This window comes from Afipia massiliensis, assembly GCF_001006325.2.
GTDB lineage: Bacteria > Pseudomonadota > Alphaproteobacteria > Rhizobiales > Xanthobacteraceae > Afipia > Afipia massiliensis_A.
Genome location: NZ_LBIA02000001.1, coordinates 821,547 through 838,021, shown reverse-complemented (window position 1 = coordinate 838,021; position 16,475 = coordinate 821,547). Strand labels below are relative to the sequence as shown.

Below are 16,475 nucleotides of genomic sequence, written 5' to 3'. Positions count from 1 at the left end.
AGTTTCGCTGAACGCTTATATTTAACCATCAGGTTATTTAACTGATTGGTTATATGAAGGCGCCGATGGACCCGCTCAGCACCAAGTTCGCAGCCCTTGCCGACCCCACCCGCCGCGCCATCCTCGCGCGGCTGGTGCTGGGCGAAACATCGGTGACGGAACTCGCCGAGCCTTTCGCCATGAGCATGCCGGCGGTGTCGAAGCATCTGAAAGTGCTGGAACATGCCGGTCTGGTGACGCGCGGCCGCGCGGCGCAGTGGCGTCCGTGCAAGATCGAACCCGCGGCGCTGAAGGAAGTTGACGACTGGCTCGAGAGCTATCGCCGCTTCTGGGAAGCAGGGCTGGATCGCCTTGAGGAATATCTCGGCGGGCTGCAGGCGAAGGAAACAAGCGACGCCAGCAAGCCCGGGAAGCCCAAGCACCGGAAGACGACAAAACGGGCATCGCCCCGAAAATAGCAACTCCCTTCGCGGCGGTGCCGCGAACCACTCGAAGACGTCACAAGTACATCCAAAGCCGAGGAGCACGCCATGACCGATCAAATGCCGCCGCTGCCGCCGCTTGTTCCGCATCTCGTGGTCAGGGGTGCGAGCGAGGCCGTTGAGTTTTACAAGAAGGGACTCGGCGCCACCGAAGTGATGCGGATGCCCGCCGAGGACGGTAAGCGCCTGATGCATGCGCACCTCATCATCAACGGTGCGGTTGTGTTCTTGATGGATGACTTTCCCGAGTACCGCGGCACGACCGATCACGGCGACGGCAAAACCATTCCGCCCGACGAACTCGGCGGCTCCAGCTTCCTGCTGCATCTCGAAGTGCCGAACTGCGACGAGGCCGTGAAGCGTGCCGTGGATGCAGGCGCGAAAGTCATCGTGCAGCCATGGGATGCGTTCTGGGGCGCGCGTTACGCCGAAGTGCGCGATCCGTTCGGTCATGGCTGGAGTTTCGGTCATCCGCTGGCCACCGGCTGCACGGCCTGAGCCACTCAGGAGAAAACCATGCTGACTCAAGCAAAGCCCATCGCCACCGCGTCGCGCGAATTCGCTGTTACGCGCACGTTCAACGCACCGCGCGATCTTGTGTGGAAGGCATGGTCGGAGGCGGATCGCCTTGCGCAATGGTGGGGGCCGAAAGGCGGCAAACTCGACGTTGCGAAACTCGAGTTTCGGCCGGGCGGGGTGTTTCACTACAGCATGCTGATGCCGGACGGCGCGACCACATGGTGGGGCCGTTTCGTCTATCGCGAAATCGTCAAACCCGAGCGCATCGTGTTCGTCAGTTCGTTCTCGGACGCGAAGGGCGGAATTGCGCGCGCGCCGTTCGACCCGACTTGGCCACTTGAAGTTCACAACACCCTCACGCTCTCCGAGCATGACGGGAAAACCATGCTGGAGTTACACGGCGCTCCCGTAAATCCGTCCGCGGAGGAGCGCGTGAGCTTCGAGGGTCTGTTCGATTGCATGCAGCAGGGTTACGGCGGCACCTTCGACCAGCTCGACGAACATCTGGCGAAGACCTGATCCCCAGATCCACTGCAATCGCTGGGCCTGCCATGGCCCGGCCAAGGTTCCGGCTCGATGCCGAAAGGATTGTCACTATGAATGAACTAGTTCCGATTTCGCCGACCGCGCTATGGACCGGCCGCATCCTCAGCGGTCTGGTCGTCCTGTTCCTGCTGTTCGACGGTGCCATCAAGCTGATCGCGCTCGATATCGTGATCGAGACGTCGCGTCAGCTCGGCATCCCGACCGATCTCGCGGTTACCCTCGGCGTGCTGACGCTGGCCGGCACGCTGCTCTACGCCTATCCCAAGACCTCGGTGCTCGGCGCCATCCTGCTGACCGGCTACCTCGGCGGCGCGATCTACGTGCATGTCCGCGCCGGAAGCCCGCTGTTCAGCCACACGCTGTTCGGCGTCTACCTCGGCATCCTGCTCTGGGCCGGGCTGTATCTGCGCGATGAGCGGCTGCGTCTGATCTTTCCCTGGCGTCGCTGACGCCTGATTTTCATGTGAGACGGAGTAAAAACATGACTACCCTGATATACATTGCCATCGTTCTCGCGGTTCTGATCGCAATCGTTCTCATCGTCGCTGCGATGCGGCCGGATATCTTCCGCGTGCAGCGGTCCATCGACATCAACGCGCCCGCGGAGAAGATTTTCCCGCTGATCAACGACTACAGGCATTGGGGCTCGTGGTCGCCTTACGAGAAGCTCGACCCGGCCATGCAGCGGACGTTCAGTGGTGCGCCGAACGGCAAGGGTTCGGTGTATGAGTGGAACGGCAACAAGAATGTCGGCCGCGGCCGCATGGAGATCCTGGACGCGACGCCTTCGTCCAAAATCGTCATCAAGCTGGATTTCTTCAGCCCGTTCGAAGCGCACAATACCGCCGAGTTCACCATGCAGCCTAAGGGCAACGCGACCAACGTGACCTGGGCGATGCAGGGTCCCGTGCCTTACATGATGAAGATCATGCACATGTTCATGAATATGGATCGCATGTGCGGCGACCAGTTTCAGCAGGGATTGAGCAGCATGAAGGCCGTCGCCGAAAAGTAGCTTTGATGGTGGTCTGCCATGGCAACGGGCAACGATCTGCGGCGCATCGCGCTGTCTCTGGACGGTACCACCGAGGCGCCGCATTTCGATCGGGCGGCGTTCAAGGTAGCCCGCATCTTTGTGACGCTCGCTGCCGATGGCCGCACCGCCAATATCAAGTTCACGGCGGAAGAGCAGGAATTCAAATGCATGCTTGCGCCCGGAGCATTCACACCGGTGCCGAATGCCTGGGGCAAGCAGGGATGGACGACAGTAAGTCTAGCGGCGCTGGGCGTCGCTGAACTCAGGAACGCACTGGAAATGGCATGGCAACATGCGCAACCAAAGAAGCGGAAGTAACACGTGGCGACGATCGTCGGGCGCTAGGACGGGTCGAGCAGTCTTGCTCCGGAACCCTGCTTTGAGAGCTGATCCGAAGGATTACGCAACGGGCAGGTTTTGAGTGAGAGGCATCCGCATCCGATGCAATCGCCGAGCTGGTCACGAAGACGGGTCAGCTTGGCGATGCGTTCATCCAGATCGGCGCGCCAGCTGGCGGAAAGTCTCGCCCAGTCCCTCGCTGTCGGCGGACGTCCCTTGGGTAACGACGTCAGGGCATCGCGGATCGCGGCAAGTGGAACGCCGGTGCTTTGCGCCACCTTGATAATGGCGACCTGGCGCAACACGGCTCGCGGATAGCGGCGCTGGTTGCCTTGGTTGCGGCGGCTCGCGATGAGTCCCTTGGACTCGTAAAAATGGAGAGTGGAAATGGCGACGCCGGAACGTTGGGCAACCTCGCCGACAGTCAATTCGCGGGCAATCCCGGCGGGTGGTTTGCCGTGGTGATCCTTGTTCGTCATCGCTTGACCTCAACTTAAGTTGAGGTTGTAGGCTGCCTTGTCCGTCATCGCAAGACGTCGTGATGGCGGAGCTAACCTCCCATGGCAATCAGGAATGATATCGATGAGCGGAACCATTCATCACGATCGGACACAGCCGTCGGGCAATGAGCCGCGGCCGTTTGTCCTGATCAACAGCTTCACGCCCAAGCCGGGCAAGCTCGACGAACTCGCTGCTCTGCTTGAGGCCGCCCGGGATTCGTTCTCGGACAAGATCTCGGGGTTTCACGGTGGCCGGATCTATCGCGACGTCGATGGAAGCTCAGCCCTGCTGATCGGCGTGTTCGAGACCGAAGATCACTACGAAAGCTGGATCACGACCGATCTGTTCGCCAGTTACCGGGCGCAAATACTGCCGCTGATCGAAAGCATGGGGCAGTCACGCATAGAGGCAGGCAATGCTCGCAAGACTGCACACCGCAGGACGCCAGAACGCTCGCGGGACGATATGGATGCCTGTGCGTCTTAAGGCAGAAGCACGAAACGGCGCCGTCTCGCTGTCAGCCGTTGCGGCCTTCGCCGCGCAGCGTCGGCAGACCGATTCCGGTCGCCTCGAACCCGCCGTCCACCGACAGCATCTGTCCGGTGATGTAGCTGGCGCGGTCGCTGCACAGGAAGAAGATCGCCTCGGCGAGTTCTTCCTCGAGTCCGTAGCGATTGAGCGGGATGGTGTCGTGATAGTCGGCGCGGATCGCGGGCGTATGAACCGCTTTGGCCATCGCGGTATCGACCGGGCCGGGCGCGACCGCGTTAACGCGAATGCCGAGTGTTGCGAGTTCGACGGCGAACTGTTTAGTCAGGTGTGCGAGGCCGGCCTTGCTGGTCCCGTATGCGGTGCGCAGCGTCGAGGCGCGAAGCGCCGAAATCGAGGTGATGTTCACGATGGCGCCGCCGCCGTTCTCGCGCATCAGCGGCGCCGCCGCCTGGGTGCAGAGAAACGGCCCGGTCAGGTTCACCGCCAGCACGCGGTCCCAGTCGGCTTGCGTGGTTTCGAGCAGCGGTTTGAAGATCGCGATACCGGCATTGTTGATCAGTGCGTCGAGCCGCCCGAAATGCTGGACCACCTGCCTGAAAGCGGCGGCGACGGCGTCGGCGTCAGAGACGTCGCAATGGATCGACAGCGTCGTGTCGGGTGCGGCGAGCGTCTTGAAGGTCTGCGCGAGCAGGTCCTTTTCGATGTCGAGCAGTGCGACATGCCAGCCGTCGGCCAGAAATCGCTTCGCCGCGGCCAGTCCGATGCCCCGCGCGGCGCCGGTCACCAGCGCGACCTTCTTGTGTCCCTTGGTCATGTCCCGTCCCGTTTCTTGATTGATGCCGTCAGAGCCCTCTATGGCATTGACCATTTTTCACGGCTCATCACAACAGCCGCCCGCGCCGGTCGCGCGAATTGACTGTCTAACCCCTCACACAATCGACAAGAATGTTCAGGATACGTCACGCCATGTCTTCAAGTTTTATGTCTTCAAGCTTTGCAAAAAACGCGATCGTGCTCGGTCTGTTGTCCGCGATCGGCCCTTTCGCCATCGATATGTATCTCCCTGCGCTGCCGGCCATCGCGTCGGACCTGCAGGCATCCACCGCAGCCACGCAGATGACGCTGATGGCGTTTTTCGTGGCGTTCGGCGTGTGCCAGATCGTCTACGGGCCGGTCTCGGACATGGTGGGCCGCAAGCCGCCGCTTTATTTCGGGATTGTGGTCTTTGCGCTCGGCAGCATCGGTTGCGGTCTGGCGCCGAGCATCGCATGGCTGATTTTCTTCCGCTTCGTGCAGGGCCTCGGCGCGGCGGCGGTGATGGTGATCCCACGCGCGGTGATCCGCGATCTGCATACCGGCGTCGATGCGACGCGGCTGATGTCGCTGGTGATGCTGGTGTTCAGCGTCTCGCCGATCCTGGCGCCTCTCGTCGGCAGCGGCCTGATCGTTCCGTTCGGCTGGCGCTCGGTGTTCGCCGCTGTCACTGCCGCCTCTATCCTCTCATTCCTGCTGGTCGCTTTCGTGCTGCCCGAAACGCGGCCGCCCGAGGAGCGGGTCGAGGTCAGCGTCCGCAGCGTGCTTGACGGCTTCGGTGAGCTGTTCCGCGACTGGCGCTTCCTTGGATTAACCTTCATCGGCGGCTTCGGCATGGCGAGCTTTTTCGCGTTCCTCGCCAGCTCGTCCTTCATCTATATGGGCCACTTCGGCCTGACGCCGACGCAGTACGGCCTGACATTCTCGGTGAACGCCATCGGCTTCATCGGCGCCTCCCAGTTCAGTGCTTATCTGGCGTCGCGCTTCGGCATCACGCGCGTGGTGTCGGTGGCGGTGACCTGCTTCACAGTTGCGACGCTTGCCCTGTTCGCGGTGACCGCTGCCGGTGTCGACAGCCTCATTGTGCTCGTCGTGATGCTGTTCATCGCCAATGCATGGCTGGGACTCGTGATTCCCTCCACCATGGTGCTGTCGCTGGAGGATCACGGGCCGATTGCCGGCATGGCATCGGCGCTGGGCGGCACGTTGCAGATGATTACGGGTGCTGTGATGATCGTCGTCGCCAGCGCTTTCTTCGACGGCACGGCGATGCCGATGGTGGCGACCATCGCGATGTGCGCGGTTGCGGCCTTCATTCTGACGCGGCTGACGTTGCGCTCGGGCAAGGCCGCGCCGCAACTGGCGGAGTGACTTAGTCGGGGGCGCGCGAGGCCAGTGCATCCGCGACCGCGGTGCGGATATCTGCCACGGCGAATGGTTTGGTGATGACGTCGTGGACGATCGCTTCCAGTCCGGACGCGCGTTCGCGCTGATCGGCGAAGCCCGTCATCATGAGGACCGTCAGCCGCGGGAAGTCGCGCGCGACGGCCAGCGCCAGCGCAATGCCGTCCATCACGGGCATTTTTATGTCGGTGAGCAGAAGATCGAATGCACCGTTGTCGCGGTTCAGAATCTCCAGCGCCTCGGCGCCGTCTTCCGCGGTGACGATCTCATGGCCATCCATGGCGATCGCCCGCGCCACAAGCAGGCGCATCGACTCTTCGTCGTCTGCGATCAGGACGCGCGACATTCAGGTTCCTCCGGACGCAATGTCCAGCTTGTGGAAGAACCTCACGGCAATTTCGCGGCCTTCCGCCGGCGGGGAGGCCAGCCGCGTCTTGAACCAGGCCTTCTCGCCGGGGTTGAGCACCGGCTGCTCCAGCACGGCATTCCAGGCGTAGATTTCCGCACCCTTGGCGTCGCGCACGATGAATCGCAGCCGGGGAATCTCGACGGACTTGCGCGTGACATCGACGATCGCACCTTCGATCAGCAGGACCGGCTTGTTGTTCACTGTCTCGGTGCTGATCTTGAGATCCTCAAAGGCGAGGCCGCGCAGGTTCACGCCCATGCCGATCATCTTGAAGAACGCCGCAGTCTGCGGCAGTACCCGCACCACGTCGGTGCGCCAAGCGGTCAGGCCGAACACCATCGCGCCGAGCGCTACGCAGACGGTCGGCAGGGTCAGAACGCCGGGCAGGGCCTTGGCCCAGTTCGCCGATTTCAGGAAGGGCGCGACGGAGGCGCCAAGTTTTTTGAACCGGGACGATTTGGCCGGAGCGGCCTCGGTCATCGCCTCCTGCCGGGCCAGTGCGGTCCAGTTCCCGTCTGCTTCGGCAGCCGGTTGCGTGGCCTCAGGTTCGGGCCATCCGGCGGAAATCGACGGGCTCTCGACGTGCGGCGCATTGTCCTCGCGCCAGTCGCCTGCCGCATCGTTTTGCGGTCCAAAACCGTCCTGCGGACGGGTATCGTCCATGTCGTTCCGCGACATGGCAGCGGTGGACGCGAGTTCCTGCGGCACCGCGAGCCAGACTTCCTGACAACGGGCGCACCGGACCCGGCGTCCGGCCTCGCTGAAATTGGCCGGATCGATCGCGTAGGATGTCGTACAATTGGGACAAACGATATGCATGGACGAATCGCCAGAGTGAACGCGTCTGGTGGAGTGGATTTGATATTCGCGACCCAGCGACCGCGAATCCGCATCGCGAATGTCAAATCCTAAACTCCACCAGAAGCTTATGCCTACTAGTGGTCCGTCGATTCCGGCATTCGCAAAGGTGCCTGCAGCGAGGGAATGCGAATGCCGGAATCGGACCACTAGATGCTATCCGGCGTCCGTTAACGAATCGGAAACCATAACGGCCTCAAAAGCGTTTATGGCGTCCGCCCCGGCGGTTGCCGGCTGACGGGGGTGTCCGGAGACATCCTGGTGGAGTGGATTTGACATTCGCCCCTGCTGACAGCGGGTTCCCAACGCGAATGTCAAATCCAAAACTCCACCAGAACTTTATATTTGCTAGTGGTCCTCCAATTCTAACATTCGCATAGGTGCCAACTGAAACGGGATGCGAATATTAGAATCGGACCACTAGGCAGCGTCTCCATCGGTCATGTCGAACGGAGCTGAGATTGGTCCGGTTCGAAAATGTCGGTTTGCGTTACGGGCTTGGCCCGGAGGTTCTGCGCGACCTGACCTTCCAGATTCCTGCCCGCTCGTTCCAGTTTCTCACCGGGCCGTCCGGCGCGGGCAAGACGTCGCTGCTGCGCATGCTGTTCCTGTCGCTGAGGCCGACGCGCGGTCTGGTCAATCTGTTCGGCAAGGACGTGTCGCTGCTCGACAAGGATGCGCGCGCCGAATTGCGTTCGCGGATCGGGATTGTGCTGCAGGACTTCCGGCTGCTTGATCACATGACGACCTATGAAAACGTCGCACTGCCGTTCCGGGTGATGGGGCGCAGCGAATCCAGCTATCGCAAGGAGGTCATCGACCTTCTCAACTGGGTCGGGCTCGGCAAGCGGATGGACGCGTTGCCGCCGATCCTGTCGGGCGGTGAGAAGCAGCGCGCCGCGATCGCACGCGCGGTGATCGCCCGTCCGCAACTGCTGCTGGCGGACGAGCCGACCGGCAACGTCGATCCGTCACTGGCGCGGCGGCTGCTCAGCCTTTTCATTCAATTGAACAAATCCGGCACCGCCGTCATCATCGCGACCCACGACATCGCGCTGATGGATCAATACGAGGCGCGGCGCATGGTGCTGCATGAATCGCGGCTGCACATCTATGATTGATGACCGCAAGATCATGATGGATCTGGGCGACAGCAAGTCGGAAGTCGCGGCGAGTGCGCGAAACCTGTCGCCGATCGTTCCGCGCGGCTCGATCGCCGGGCGCGCGCTGATCGCGGTCGTGGCCATCATGACGTATCTCGCCTCGATGACGACCGGCGCGGTGCTGCTGGTGCGGTCGTCGGCGGCCCAATGGCAATCCGACGTGTCCAGCGAATTGACGATCCAACTGCGACCTTCGCCGGGGCGCGACATCGAGCGTGACATTCGTAGCGTCACCGAGGCCACGCGGACGCTGCCCGGTATTTTGGAAGTGCGCCCCTTCAGCAAGGACGAGTCGGCCAAACTTCTTGAGCCGTGGCTGGGCACCGGATTGTCGCTCAACGACCTGCCCGTTCCACGCGTCATCGTCGTGCGCATCGCGCCGGGGGCGACGCCGGATCTCGCGGCCATGCGCCGCAGCGTCGCACAGGCGGCTCCATCCGCAACCATCGACGATCATCGCGCCTGGATCGAGCGGATGCGCTCGATGACCGGGGCCATCGTGCTGGCGGGCACCGGCATTCTGATCCTCGTGATCGTGGCGACGGTGATCTCGGTGTCGTTCGCGACGCGCGGCGCAATGGCCGCCAACCGGCCAATCGTAGAGGTGCTGCATTTCGTCGGCGCGCAGGACCGCTATATCGCCAACCGCTTCCTGCGCCATTTTCTGCGGCTGGGCCTGGAGGGCGGCCTGATCGGCGGGCTGGCCGCGATGCTGACATTCGGCTTTTCGGAATCGATCGCGAGCTGGTTCTCCGGCACGCCGGTCGGCGATCAGTTTGCCGCACTGCTCGGGACATTCGCGCTGCCGGCTTCCGGCTATCTGGTGCTTGCCGCCCAGACCCTCCTGATTGCCGCGGTGACCGCGTGGGCGTCGCGGCGGACGCTTTTTGCAACCCTCGAGGAAATCGATTGAGCGCATTTTCGAGCGGGCAGGAGTGGGCTAGAGTGAAACCACGCGTCAAAACATGGTGTTGGTGACGTTTGAGGCCACAGCCGCGCCGGATTTTGCGATAGACTGATGCAGGAACGGGTAGCACTCCATTGATGCGCCTGAGCGAGTTGAGATTGTCCGAGACCTCACACAGCTACGATGTCACGCCGACGCGCGGGCGCTTGCGCCATCGTGTGGTGATGCTTGCGGCTGCCGGCATCCTTCTGTTTATCGGGCTGGGCTTCGTCGATTTCCTGTCGCGGGTGCCGCCGGCCGAGGAGAAGCCGTCACGCAATGCCGATGGCATCGTGGTGCTCACCGGCGGATCGTCGCGCGTCTCCGATGCGCTGGAATTGCTGTCGGTTGGCTATGGCCGCCGGCTCCTGATTTCCGGCGTGCATCCGACCAGCGGCTACAGCGATATTCAGCGCACATTGCCCGACAGCCAGCGCCTCTTGGCCTGCTGCGTCGATCTGGATCGCTCCGCCGTCAACACCCGCAGCAATGCAACGGAGACGCGGCGCTGGGCGACGGAGCGCGGCTTTCACTCGCTGATCGTGGTGACATCGAACTATCACATGCCGCGTGCGATCGTTGAATTGTCCCACTCGATGCCCGATATCGAACTGGTTCCGTTTGCCGTGGTCGGCGAAAAGTGGCGCGAGGAGCCGTGGTGGACGAGTGGCGCGGCGTTGCGGCTCCTGCTATCGGAATACGCCAAGTATCTTTTTGCGCAGACGCGGGTTGCTTTCGGCGGCGTAGGGCAGGGCGGCATGCCGGAAATCGGCGCGCCCCCATCCCCTTCAAAACCGGCCACCGCGTCCGCCAACTAACCGGGTTCATCGATGGTTTCGGTATTTCTGCGGTCGCTGCTCTACAATATCGTTTTCTATCTGAATCTGGCGTTCTGGGTGCTGCTCGGACTTCCGACCTACGCAATGCCGCGCTGGGGCATCGTCTGGATTGCGACCAACTGGGGGAAGACGAGCATCTGGTGGATGCGGATCATCTGCAACACCAAGGTTGAATATCGCGGCCTCGACAAAATCCCGAAAGGCCCGCTGATCGCCGCATCGAAGCATCAGTCGACCTGGGAAACCTTCGCGCTGCTGCAATTTTTCGACGAGCCGCTTTACATCCTGAAGCGCGAGTTGCTTTGGCTGCCGTTGTTCGGCTGGTATCTCAGCAAGGCCGGCATGATCGGCGTCAATCGCAAAGCCGGCGGACGCACCTTGATCGACATCACCAAGCGCGCGGCCCGCGAAATCCAGCGCGGCCGTCAGCTCCTAATTTTTCCCGAGGGGACGCGGCGTGCTGTCGGTGCGCCACCCGACTACAAGAGCGGCGTCAGCCTGATCTATGGCGAGGCCGGCGTGCCATGCATTCCTGTGGCGCTGAATTCAGGATTGTTCTGGCCGCGCCGGACCTTCATGCGTTACCCCGGAACGCTTGTCATCGAGTTTCTGGATCCGATCCCGCCTGGCCTCAAACGTCAGGAGTTCACCGCGCGCATGCAGGCCGCCATCGAGGAGGCGACCGACCGGCTGGTAAAGGCGGGACGCGAGGAGCAGGTGCGATTGATCGGCTTTTCCGCGCCGGTGGCCGCGTCCGTCCGGTCCTGAGTGGCAACCGATCAGGTGTGACGGTGCAGGGCGGCTTCGCCATGCAGCAGCGCTGCGAGACGATGCAGCGGGGCGTCGCGAACGCCCTGTGCCTCCAGCGCGGTCACCGTCGCGATGACGTATTCGTCGTTCGGCCCGTAAGCGCCGTGACCCTGGCGCACCAGCCGTAACTGCTCGTCCATCGTCAACCGGCCCGCGTACTGATCGTGGCTGCGGTCGGCGACATAGGCCAGCGCGCTGACGCGCTGGCGGGCATCGCCCTGAAGCCAGACCGAACGCATCACTTCGCGATAGACGCCCGTCACCTGCTCGCGCTCGCGCAGATAGGCGACGGTCGCTTTTCTGTCAGTTGCCGCCACCCGGAACGCGACGCCCTGGCAGGCTCCGCCGCGATCGAGCCCCAGCACCAGTCCGGGTTTTTCCGGCGTGCCGCGATGAACCATCGAATAGATGCAGAGCGAGCGATGCTCGCCGATCAACCGCGCCGGCTTCTGTTCGAGAAACGCGAAGCCCGGCTTCCAGATCAGCGATCCGTAGCCGAACACCCACAGGTCGCCCTCGGGAAACTCCGATTCTGAAAGGATTTTTGCGGCCATGATTGCGTTACCTGATAGATGACGCCTACCAGTCTGCTTCCGTACGTGCAACCGAAGGACGTCCAACCTTCTGGACTTCAAAGGGATTTGCGCGAAAAGTGCATCTTTCAATTGCCCGATTCCGGTGATCTAGCTTCCGTCATGCAGACATCTCCCATCGTTCCCCGGCGCCGCCTCTGGCCCGTTTTCGTAATGCCGGTTCTGGTCCTCGCCGCAGCCGCGGCGTGGAGCGGGTTCTGGTTCTATGCCGCGTCCCATGTCGACGAGAAATTCGAGGAATGGCGCACGCGCGAGGCGAAATCCGGCCGCGCCTATGAGTGCGCCAGCCGCTCGGTTACGGGCTTTCCGTTCCGCATGGAGGTTCGCTGCGAAAGTCCGGTGGTGACGCTGACATCGCAGACCGCCGACCAGACCCAGCTCACTGCGCGGTTGAAGGATATTCTGGTCGTCGCGCAGGTTTACGATCCGACCAAGATCATCGCCGAATTCACCGGACCGGCGACCGTCGCGGGCAGAGGAGAGGCTCCGTCCTTCGTTGCGGGCTGGACCACGGGCCGCGCCAGCGCTTCCGGTCTGCCCACGCCGCAGCGCGTCTCTCTGGTGTTCGACGATCCGGCGCTCGATCGCATGAACGGTTCAGCGCAGACGCCTTTGTTGCGCGCAAAGCATCTCGAGTTGCATACGCGTCTGCTGGAAGGCTCGCTGTCGAACAATCCGGTGGTGGAGACGGCGTTTCTGGTGACGGCGGGAAGCTTGCAGGGATTGCATCCCATTCTCGTCGAGCCGTTCGATGCGGACATCCGCGCACTGTTGCGCGGCCTGAAGGACTTCGCGCCGAAACCCTGGCCGGAACGTTTTCGCGAAATTCAAGCCGCCGGTGGCCGCCTCGATTTCACCCAGTCGCGTGTGCAGCAGGGTGAGACCATCGCGGTTGCCGCGGGTTCGCTCGCCCTCACGCCGACCGGGTATCTCGACGGCGAACTGACGATGACGGTCGCGGGGATCGAGCGGGTGGTGTCGCAGCTCGGCATCGACAAGCTGTTGATGGACGGCGTGCCGCAATCGACCGTCGATCGCATCGCGCCCGGCGTCAGCGCGCAGGACGTCAACAAGGTGATCGGCGCGCTCGACCGGATGATTCCGGGATTAGGCAATGTCGCACGCAAGAATGCCAATGCCGGTGTGGTTGCAGGCATCAACCTGCTTGGTCAGGCCTCGACGCTGGAAGGCAAGCCCGCGCGGGCGTTTCCGCTGAAGTTCACAGAAGGCGTGATTTCTATCGGTCCCTTGCGGATCGCGCAGACCGCGCCGCTGTTTTGAATTCTGCTCGTCATTGCGAGGAGCGAAGCGACGAAGCAATCCAGTTCCTGCTTTTTCAATGACTGGATTGCTTCGCTGCGCTCGCAATGACGAAACAGTCATTGCCGGGCTTGACCCGGCAATCCATCCTTTCAAAAGTTTTTTAGGATGGATGCGCGGGTCAAGCCCGCGCATGACTTTCTGAGCTTTTAGCCGGCCTACGCCTTGTCCGCTGGCTTCGGAAGGTTTGCGTGCTTGCGGCCGAAGTCGGGATCGGCGGTTTCCTGACCGAGACTGACGATGCCACGGCGGATCGCGCGGGTGCGGGTGAAGTGATCGAACAGCGCTTCGCCGTCGCCGCGGCGGATCGCGCGGGTAAGTTTCGACAGATCTTCCTGAAACGCGCCGAGCATCTCCAGCACGGCATCCTTGTTGGCAAGGAACACGTCGCGCCACATGGTCGGGTCGGACGCCGCGATGCGGGTGAAATCGCGGAAACCGCCCGCGGAGAATTTCAGCACTTCCGCCTGTGTCACGTCTTCCAGTTCGTCGGCGGTCCCGACGATGGTGTAGGCGATCAGATGCGGCAGATGGCTGGTGACGGCGAGCACGAGGTCATGATGGTCGGCCCCCATGGTTTCGACATTGGCGCCAAGCGCGCGCCAGAATTCCGCAAGCTTCTCGACGGCGGCCGGGTCCGCGTCCGGCGGCGGCGTCAGGATGCACCAGCGGTTGATGAACAGTTCGGCAAAGCCTGAATCGGGACCGGAATGTTCGGTGCCCGCTACCGGATGCGCTGGAATGAAATGGACGGTCTTCGGCAGATGAGCGGCCATGTCCCGCAGCACCATGCCTTTGACGGAGCCGACATCGGAGACGATTGCGCCTGGTTTGAGATGCGGCGCAATTTCCTCCGCGACCGGCCCGCAGGCGCCGACCGGGATGGACAGTATGACGAGGTCAGCGTCCTTCACTGCGTCCGCATTTGTGTCCACCACGCGATCGACGATGCCGAGTTCCTGCACGCGCGCGCGGGTCGCCGGCGAGCGCGCGGTGGTCACGATCTCTCCTGCAAGCCCCTGGGTGCGTGCCGCACGCGCAATCGAGCCACCGATCAGGCCGAAGCCGATCAGCGCGATTCGCCCGAATAGCGGTTGCGCGTTCACTTCTGCCCCATGAATTCGGCGAGTGCGGCGACCACCAGACGGTTGGCTTCTTCGGTGCCCACGGTCATGCGCAGTGCATGCGGCAGCTTGTAGTTCTTCAGCGCGCGCAGGATCAGGCCGCGCTTGGTGAGGAATGCGTCGGCGTCCTCCGCGGTCTTGCCCTTTTCCTGCGGGAAGTGGATCAGAATGAAATTCGCAACGCTCGGCGTCACCTCAAGTCCCAGCTTGCCGACTTCTTCGGTGAGCCACGTGCGCCACGTGTCGTTATGCACGCGGGACCGGTTCTGGTGTTCGGGGTCTTCCAGCGATGCGATCGCGGCTTCCGATGCTGCCGTCGAGACATTGAACGGGCCACGAATGCGGTTCACGGCATCGATGATGTTGGCCGGCCCGTACATCCAGCCGACGCGCAGCGACGCGAGCCCGTGAATCTTCGAGAAGGTGCGCGTCATCACCGTGTTGTCGTGGGTGGCGACCATTTCGATGCCGGCTTCATAGTCGTTGCGCGAGACGTATTCGGAGTACGCCGCGTCGATCACCAGCAGCACATGCGGCGGCAATCCGGCGCGCAGCCGCTTGACCTCGTCGAACGGCACATAGGTCCCGGTCGGATTGTTCGGGTTGGCCAGCCAGACCATCTTGGTGCGCGGCGTCACGAGATTCAGGATCGCATCGACGTCGGCGGTGAAATTCTTCTCCGGCGCGATCACATTGACGGCGCCGTTCGCCATGGTGGCGATCGGATAGACGAGGAAGCCGTGGGTGGTGTGGATCGCCTCGTCGCCGGGACCGAGATAGGTGTTGGCAAGATAATTGAGAAGTTCGTCCGAGCCCGCGCCGCAGATGATGCGGTCGGGATCGAGGCCGTAAGTGCGTCCGATGGTTTCGCGCAACGCACGCGAAGTGCCTTCCGGGTAATCCTCCAGATGATCGGCGGCGGCCTTGTAGGCTTCGATGGCTTTCGGTGACGGCCCGAGCGGGGTCTCGTTCGCGGACAGCTTGAACACGCGGCCGGTCAGCCCGGCGCCGCTTTTGCCCGGCGTGTAGGGTGCAATATCGAGAATGCCCGGCTTCGGCACAGGACGTGACATCAACTTAAACTCCGAAAGAAAGACTATTTGGACGCAGTGGTCGGCGGCACCGTATAGCGCGTCGCATGGCTCCCGACGAGGGCCGATGAACGCACGGAGGCCCCGGCGGCGACCAGCGCGGCGGTGATCTTGTCGAGACCACCCGGGCCCGGAACCGAGATCAGCAAGGCGGCGCCATCGGAGGCCGTATCGGGGACGGCGATAATTTCGGAGAATGGCGACAGCGCACGCGCCACATCCGCGCTCCAGCCGGACACGCGAACGCTCCACATCTCGACTTCGGTGACCATTGCGTCCGCCGCCACGCGCGAGACTACGAACACCGGCAGCGCCGCCGGATGGTCGGCGCGCTCGACGAACGGCAACCGCGCGATGATCTTCGGCGCGGCTGTTGGCTCCAGCGCGATCCACCAGGGCGAGCGGCTGCTGATCGCCGAGATCAGCGCCAGATCGCCCTTGGATTTCGCCACGGCTTCGACCGCAGCCTCGGCATTGAAGTGCGCGAGAAACGGGACGGTGAAGCCGAAATGGAATCGCGCCGAATCCCGCATCGCGGATTCGCCGACCGACAGATCGGCATGCACCGAGAACGGCGACTGCACATAGGTGAACGTCGAGATGATGACGCGCCAGATGCTCTCGACGGTGTCGAGCGGCAGGATGCCGCGATGACGCTGCGCCAGCCGGCGCATCATGTCGGCCTCGCGTGCGGGCCGGAACGCCGAGCCGACTTCCTGCGTCTTCTTCACCGAGATGAGACGGTCTATGATGTCGCCGCGCTGCATCAAGAGGCCATGCACCTGCTCATCGATGGAATCGATTTCGCGGCGCAGGTCCTGCAGTGATGGCGGTTGCTTGGTCATCGGTTCAACTTGGGTCCGAACGCGGCTTGCGGCGCAAAGGCCGCCTGGAATTGGTCGAAAACGGGATAGGTGACGGGCGCATTGATAGGCAGGAGAGCGCCTGAAAGCAAAGAAAACATTGGCAATTCCGGCCTCAAACCGCGGCAGGGACAGCCCGCGCTTTCGCGGTGCAGCTTGACGAAAAGGCCGTTCGTGATTAGTAACTTAGCCATTCCGTGGTCATTTGAGCCGGCCGGCTTGCAGCCACGTTAAACAACTCGCTAAACAGGCCGGGGACATAAGTGATCCCGGCCGAACCTCGTTTCAGGCCGGGTTTTTTGTGGCCTGATTTCCGATGTTGGTCTC

At 62.5% G+C, this 16,475-nt stretch carries 21 protein-coding genes and 1 riboswitch; of the genes, 13 read left to right on the top strand and 8 right to left on the bottom strand.

The annotated features are described in order from the left end of the window. The first annotated feature begins 65 nt into the window (after positions 1–65). The 6 genes from YH63_RS03845 to YH63_RS03820 all read left to right on the top strand — a co-directional run bounded on the left by YH63_RS03845 (position 66) and on the right by YH63_RS03820 (position 2,901). Positions 66–458, top strand: a complete 393-nt coding sequence (locus tag YH63_RS03845) for an ArsR/SmtB family transcription factor (RefSeq protein ID WP_046829770.1) — start codon at positions 66–68, stop codon at positions 456–458. 72 nt (positions 459–530) lie between these two features. After that, positions 531–980 (top strand): VOC family protein, encoded by a 450-nt coding sequence (locus YH63_RS03840; protein WP_046828752.1) that lies wholly within the window; start codon positions 531–533, stop codon positions 978–980. A gap of 18 nt (positions 981–998) precedes the next feature. Beyond that, positions 999–1,520: an SRPBCC family protein gene (locus tag YH63_RS03835; RefSeq protein WP_046828753.1), complete on the top strand. Its 522-nt coding sequence runs from the start codon at positions 999–1,001 to the stop codon at positions 1,518–1,520. 77 nt (positions 1,521–1,597) lie between these two features. Continuing rightward, positions 1,598–1,996 (top strand): DoxX family protein, encoded by a 399-nt coding sequence (locus tag YH63_RS03830; protein ID WP_046828754.1) that lies wholly within the window; start codon positions 1,598–1,600, stop codon positions 1,994–1,996. 32 nt (positions 1,997–2,028) lie between these two features. Next, positions 2,029–2,562 (top strand): SRPBCC family protein, encoded by a 534-nt coding sequence (locus tag YH63_RS03825; protein WP_046828755.1) that lies wholly within the window; start codon positions 2,029–2,031, stop codon positions 2,560–2,562. Between the two features lie 18 nt (positions 2,563–2,580). Next, a complete protein-coding gene (locus YH63_RS03820; protein ID WP_046828756.1) occupies positions 2,581–2,901 on the top strand; it encodes an MmcQ/YjbR family DNA-binding protein in 321 nt (106 codons plus the stop codon). A 23-nt stretch (positions 2,902–2,924) separates the two neighbouring features. Here YH63_RS03820 and soxR read toward each other — a convergent pair whose 3' ends face one another. After that, positions 2,925–3,401: a redox-sensitive transcriptional activator SoxR gene (gene soxR / locus YH63_RS03815; RefSeq protein ID WP_046828757.1), complete on the bottom strand. Its 477-nt coding sequence runs from the start codon at positions 3,399–3,401 to the stop codon at positions 2,925–2,927. Between the two features lie 103 nt (positions 3,402–3,504). Between soxR and YH63_RS03810 the strand changes: the two genes are divergently transcribed. Beyond that, positions 3,505–3,909 (top strand): antibiotic biosynthesis monooxygenase family protein, encoded by a 405-nt coding sequence (locus tag YH63_RS03810; RefSeq protein ID WP_046829771.1) that lies wholly within the window; start codon positions 3,505–3,507, stop codon positions 3,907–3,909. Positions 3,910–3,940: 31 nt separating this feature from the next. Here YH63_RS03810 and YH63_RS03805 read toward each other — a convergent pair whose 3' ends face one another. Next, positions 3,941–4,729, bottom strand: coding sequence for an SDR family NAD(P)-dependent oxidoreductase (locus YH63_RS03805; protein ID WP_046828758.1), 789 nt, complete (start codon positions 4,727–4,729; stop codon positions 3,941–3,943). Between the two features lie 152 nt (positions 4,730–4,881). Here YH63_RS03805 and YH63_RS03800 point away from each other — a divergent pair, with 152 nt between their 5' ends. Continuing rightward, a complete protein-coding gene (locus YH63_RS03800) occupies positions 4,882–6,099 on the top strand; it encodes a multidrug effflux MFS transporter (RefSeq protein WP_046828759.1) in 1,218 nt (405 codons plus the stop codon). 1 nt (position 6,100) lies between these two features. Here YH63_RS03800 and YH63_RS03795 read toward each other — a convergent pair whose 3' ends face one another. Continuing rightward, positions 6,101–6,478 (bottom strand): response regulator, encoded by a 378-nt coding sequence (locus tag YH63_RS03795; protein WP_046828760.1) that lies wholly within the window; start codon positions 6,476–6,478, stop codon positions 6,101–6,103. Then, positions 6,479–7,360: a zinc-ribbon domain-containing protein gene (locus tag YH63_RS03790; RefSeq protein WP_046828761.1), complete on the bottom strand. Its 882-nt coding sequence runs from the start codon at positions 7,358–7,360 to the stop codon at positions 6,479–6,481. Between the two features lie 500 nt (positions 7,361–7,860). Here YH63_RS03790 and ftsE point away from each other — a divergent pair, with 500 nt between their 5' ends. From ftsE to YH63_RS03770, 4 genes are all read left to right on the top strand, one after another. Next, positions 7,861–8,520 carry a cell division ATP-binding protein FtsE gene (gene ftsE, locus YH63_RS03785; protein WP_040427541.1) on the top strand — a complete coding sequence of 220 codons (660 nt, stop codon included), beginning with the start codon at positions 7,861–7,863 and terminating at the stop codon, positions 8,518–8,520. Next, entirely contained in the window at positions 8,513–9,475 is a 963-nt protein-coding gene (locus YH63_RS03780) for a cell division protein FtsX (protein WP_046828762.1), read from the top strand. Before ftsE ends, YH63_RS03780 begins: the two co-directional genes overlap by 8 nt. A 218-nt stretch (positions 9,476–9,693) precedes the next feature. After that, positions 9,694–10,326 carry a YdcF family protein gene (locus YH63_RS03775; RefSeq protein ID WP_083992722.1) on the top strand — a complete coding sequence of 211 codons (633 nt, stop codon included), beginning with the start codon at positions 9,694–9,696 and terminating at the stop codon, positions 10,324–10,326. A gap of 12 nt (positions 10,327–10,338) precedes the next feature. Further along, the gene (locus YH63_RS03770) at positions 10,339–11,115 is read left to right on the top strand and encodes a lysophospholipid acyltransferase family protein (RefSeq protein WP_046828763.1); all 777 of its coding nucleotides are present in this window, start codon (positions 10,339–10,341) and stop codon (positions 11,113–11,115) included. A gap of 11 nt (positions 11,116–11,126) precedes the next feature. Here YH63_RS03770 and YH63_RS03765 read toward each other — a convergent pair whose 3' ends face one another. Beyond that, positions 11,127–11,711: a gamma-glutamylcyclotransferase gene (locus YH63_RS03765; RefSeq protein ID WP_046828764.1), complete on the bottom strand. Its 585-nt coding sequence runs from the start codon at positions 11,709–11,711 to the stop codon at positions 11,127–11,129. A gap of 192 nt (positions 11,712–11,903) precedes the next feature. Between YH63_RS03765 and YH63_RS03760 the strand changes: the two genes are divergently transcribed. Next, positions 11,904–13,031: a DUF2125 domain-containing protein gene (locus YH63_RS03760; RefSeq protein WP_046828765.1), complete on the top strand. Its 1,128-nt coding sequence runs from the start codon at positions 11,904–11,906 to the stop codon at positions 13,029–13,031. A gap of 197 nt (positions 13,032–13,228) precedes the next feature. Here YH63_RS03760 and YH63_RS03755 read toward each other — a convergent pair whose 3' ends face one another. The 3 genes from YH63_RS03755 to YH63_RS03745 are packed head-to-tail and all read right to left on the bottom strand — an operon-like array spanning position 13,229 to position 16,130. Further along, a complete protein-coding gene (locus tag YH63_RS03755) occupies positions 13,229–14,176 on the bottom strand; it encodes a prephenate/arogenate dehydrogenase family protein (protein ID WP_046828766.1) in 948 nt (315 codons plus the stop codon). Continuing rightward, complete coding sequence (hisC, locus tag YH63_RS03750; protein ID WP_046828767.1) at positions 14,173–15,267, bottom strand: histidinol-phosphate transaminase; 1,095 nt, start codon at positions 15,265–15,267, stop codon at positions 14,173–14,175. The genes YH63_RS03755 and hisC overlap by 4 nt, the downstream gene beginning before the upstream one ends. Before the next feature lie 23 nt (positions 15,268–15,290). Then, a complete protein-coding gene (locus YH63_RS03745; protein ID WP_046828768.1) occupies positions 15,291–16,130 on the bottom strand; it encodes a chorismate mutase in 840 nt (279 codons plus the stop codon). Between the two features lie 205 nt (positions 16,131–16,335). Beyond that, a riboswitch (SAM riboswitch) is annotated at positions 16,336–16,415 on the top strand. The last annotated feature ends 60 nt before the right edge of the window (positions 16,416–16,475 follow it).

What these genes read in the sequence shown, in the direction of transcription:
- YH63_RS03765 (WP_046828764.1), bottom strand. Translation starts at nt 11,711, where the DNA reads ATGGCCGCAAAAATCCTTTCAGAATCGGAGTTTCCCGAGGGCGACCTG.
- YH63_RS03775 (WP_083992722.1), top strand. Translation starts at nt 9,694, where the DNA reads ATGCTTGCGGCTGCCGGCATCCTTCTGTTTATCGGGCTGGGCTTCGTC.
- YH63_RS03745 (WP_046828768.1), bottom strand. Translation starts at nt 16,130, where the DNA reads ATGACCAAGCAACCGCCATCACTGCAGGACCTGCGCCGCGAAATCGAT.
- YH63_RS03830 (WP_046828754.1), top strand. Translation starts at nt 1,598, where the DNA reads ATGAATGAACTAGTTCCGATTTCGCCGACCGCGCTATGGACCGGCCGC.
- YH63_RS03780 (WP_046828762.1), top strand. Translation starts at nt 8,513, where the DNA reads ATGATTGATGACCGCAAGATCATGATGGATCTGGGCGACAGCAAGTCG.
- YH63_RS03820 (WP_046828756.1), top strand. Translation starts at nt 2,581, where the DNA reads ATGGCAACGGGCAACGATCTGCGGCGCATCGCGCTGTCTCTGGACGGT.
- YH63_RS03840 (WP_046828752.1), top strand. Translation starts at nt 531, where the DNA reads ATGACCGATCAAATGCCGCCGCTGCCGCCGCTTGTTCCGCATCTCGTG.
- YH63_RS03790 (WP_046828761.1), bottom strand. Translation starts at nt 7,360, where the DNA reads ATGCATATCGTTTGTCCCAATTGTACGACATCCTACGCGATCGATCCG.
- YH63_RS03825 (WP_046828755.1), top strand. Translation starts at nt 2,029, where the DNA reads ATGACTACCCTGATATACATTGCCATCGTTCTCGCGGTTCTGATCGCA.
- YH63_RS03805 (WP_046828758.1), bottom strand. Translation starts at nt 4,729, where the DNA reads ATGACCAAGGGACACAAGAAGGTCGCGCTGGTGACCGGCGCCGCGCGG.
- YH63_RS03810 (WP_046829771.1), top strand. Translation starts at nt 3,505, where the DNA reads ATGAGCGGAACCATTCATCACGATCGGACACAGCCGTCGGGCAATGAG.
- YH63_RS03770 (WP_046828763.1), top strand. Translation starts at nt 10,339, where the DNA reads ATGGTTTCGGTATTTCTGCGGTCGCTGCTCTACAATATCGTTTTCTAT.
- YH63_RS03800 (WP_046828759.1), top strand. Translation starts at nt 4,882, where the DNA reads ATGTCTTCAAGTTTTATGTCTTCAAGCTTTGCAAAAAACGCGATCGTG.
- soxR (WP_046828757.1), bottom strand. Translation starts at nt 3,401, where the DNA reads ATGACGAACAAGGATCACCACGGCAAACCACCCGCCGGGATTGCCCGC.
- YH63_RS03845 (WP_046829770.1), top strand. Translation starts at nt 66, where the DNA reads ATGGACCCGCTCAGCACCAAGTTCGCAGCCCTTGCCGACCCCACCCGC.
- YH63_RS03795 (WP_046828760.1), bottom strand. Translation starts at nt 6,478, where the DNA reads ATGTCGCGCGTCCTGATCGCAGACGACGAAGAGTCGATGCGCCTGCTT.
- YH63_RS03835 (WP_046828753.1), top strand. Translation starts at nt 999, where the DNA reads ATGCTGACTCAAGCAAAGCCCATCGCCACCGCGTCGCGCGAATTCGCT.
- YH63_RS03760 (WP_046828765.1), top strand. Translation starts at nt 11,904, where the DNA reads ATGCCGGTTCTGGTCCTCGCCGCAGCCGCGGCGTGGAGCGGGTTCTGG.
- hisC (WP_046828767.1), bottom strand. Translation starts at nt 15,267, where the DNA reads ATGTCACGTCCTGTGCCGAAGCCGGGCATTCTCGATATTGCACCCTAC.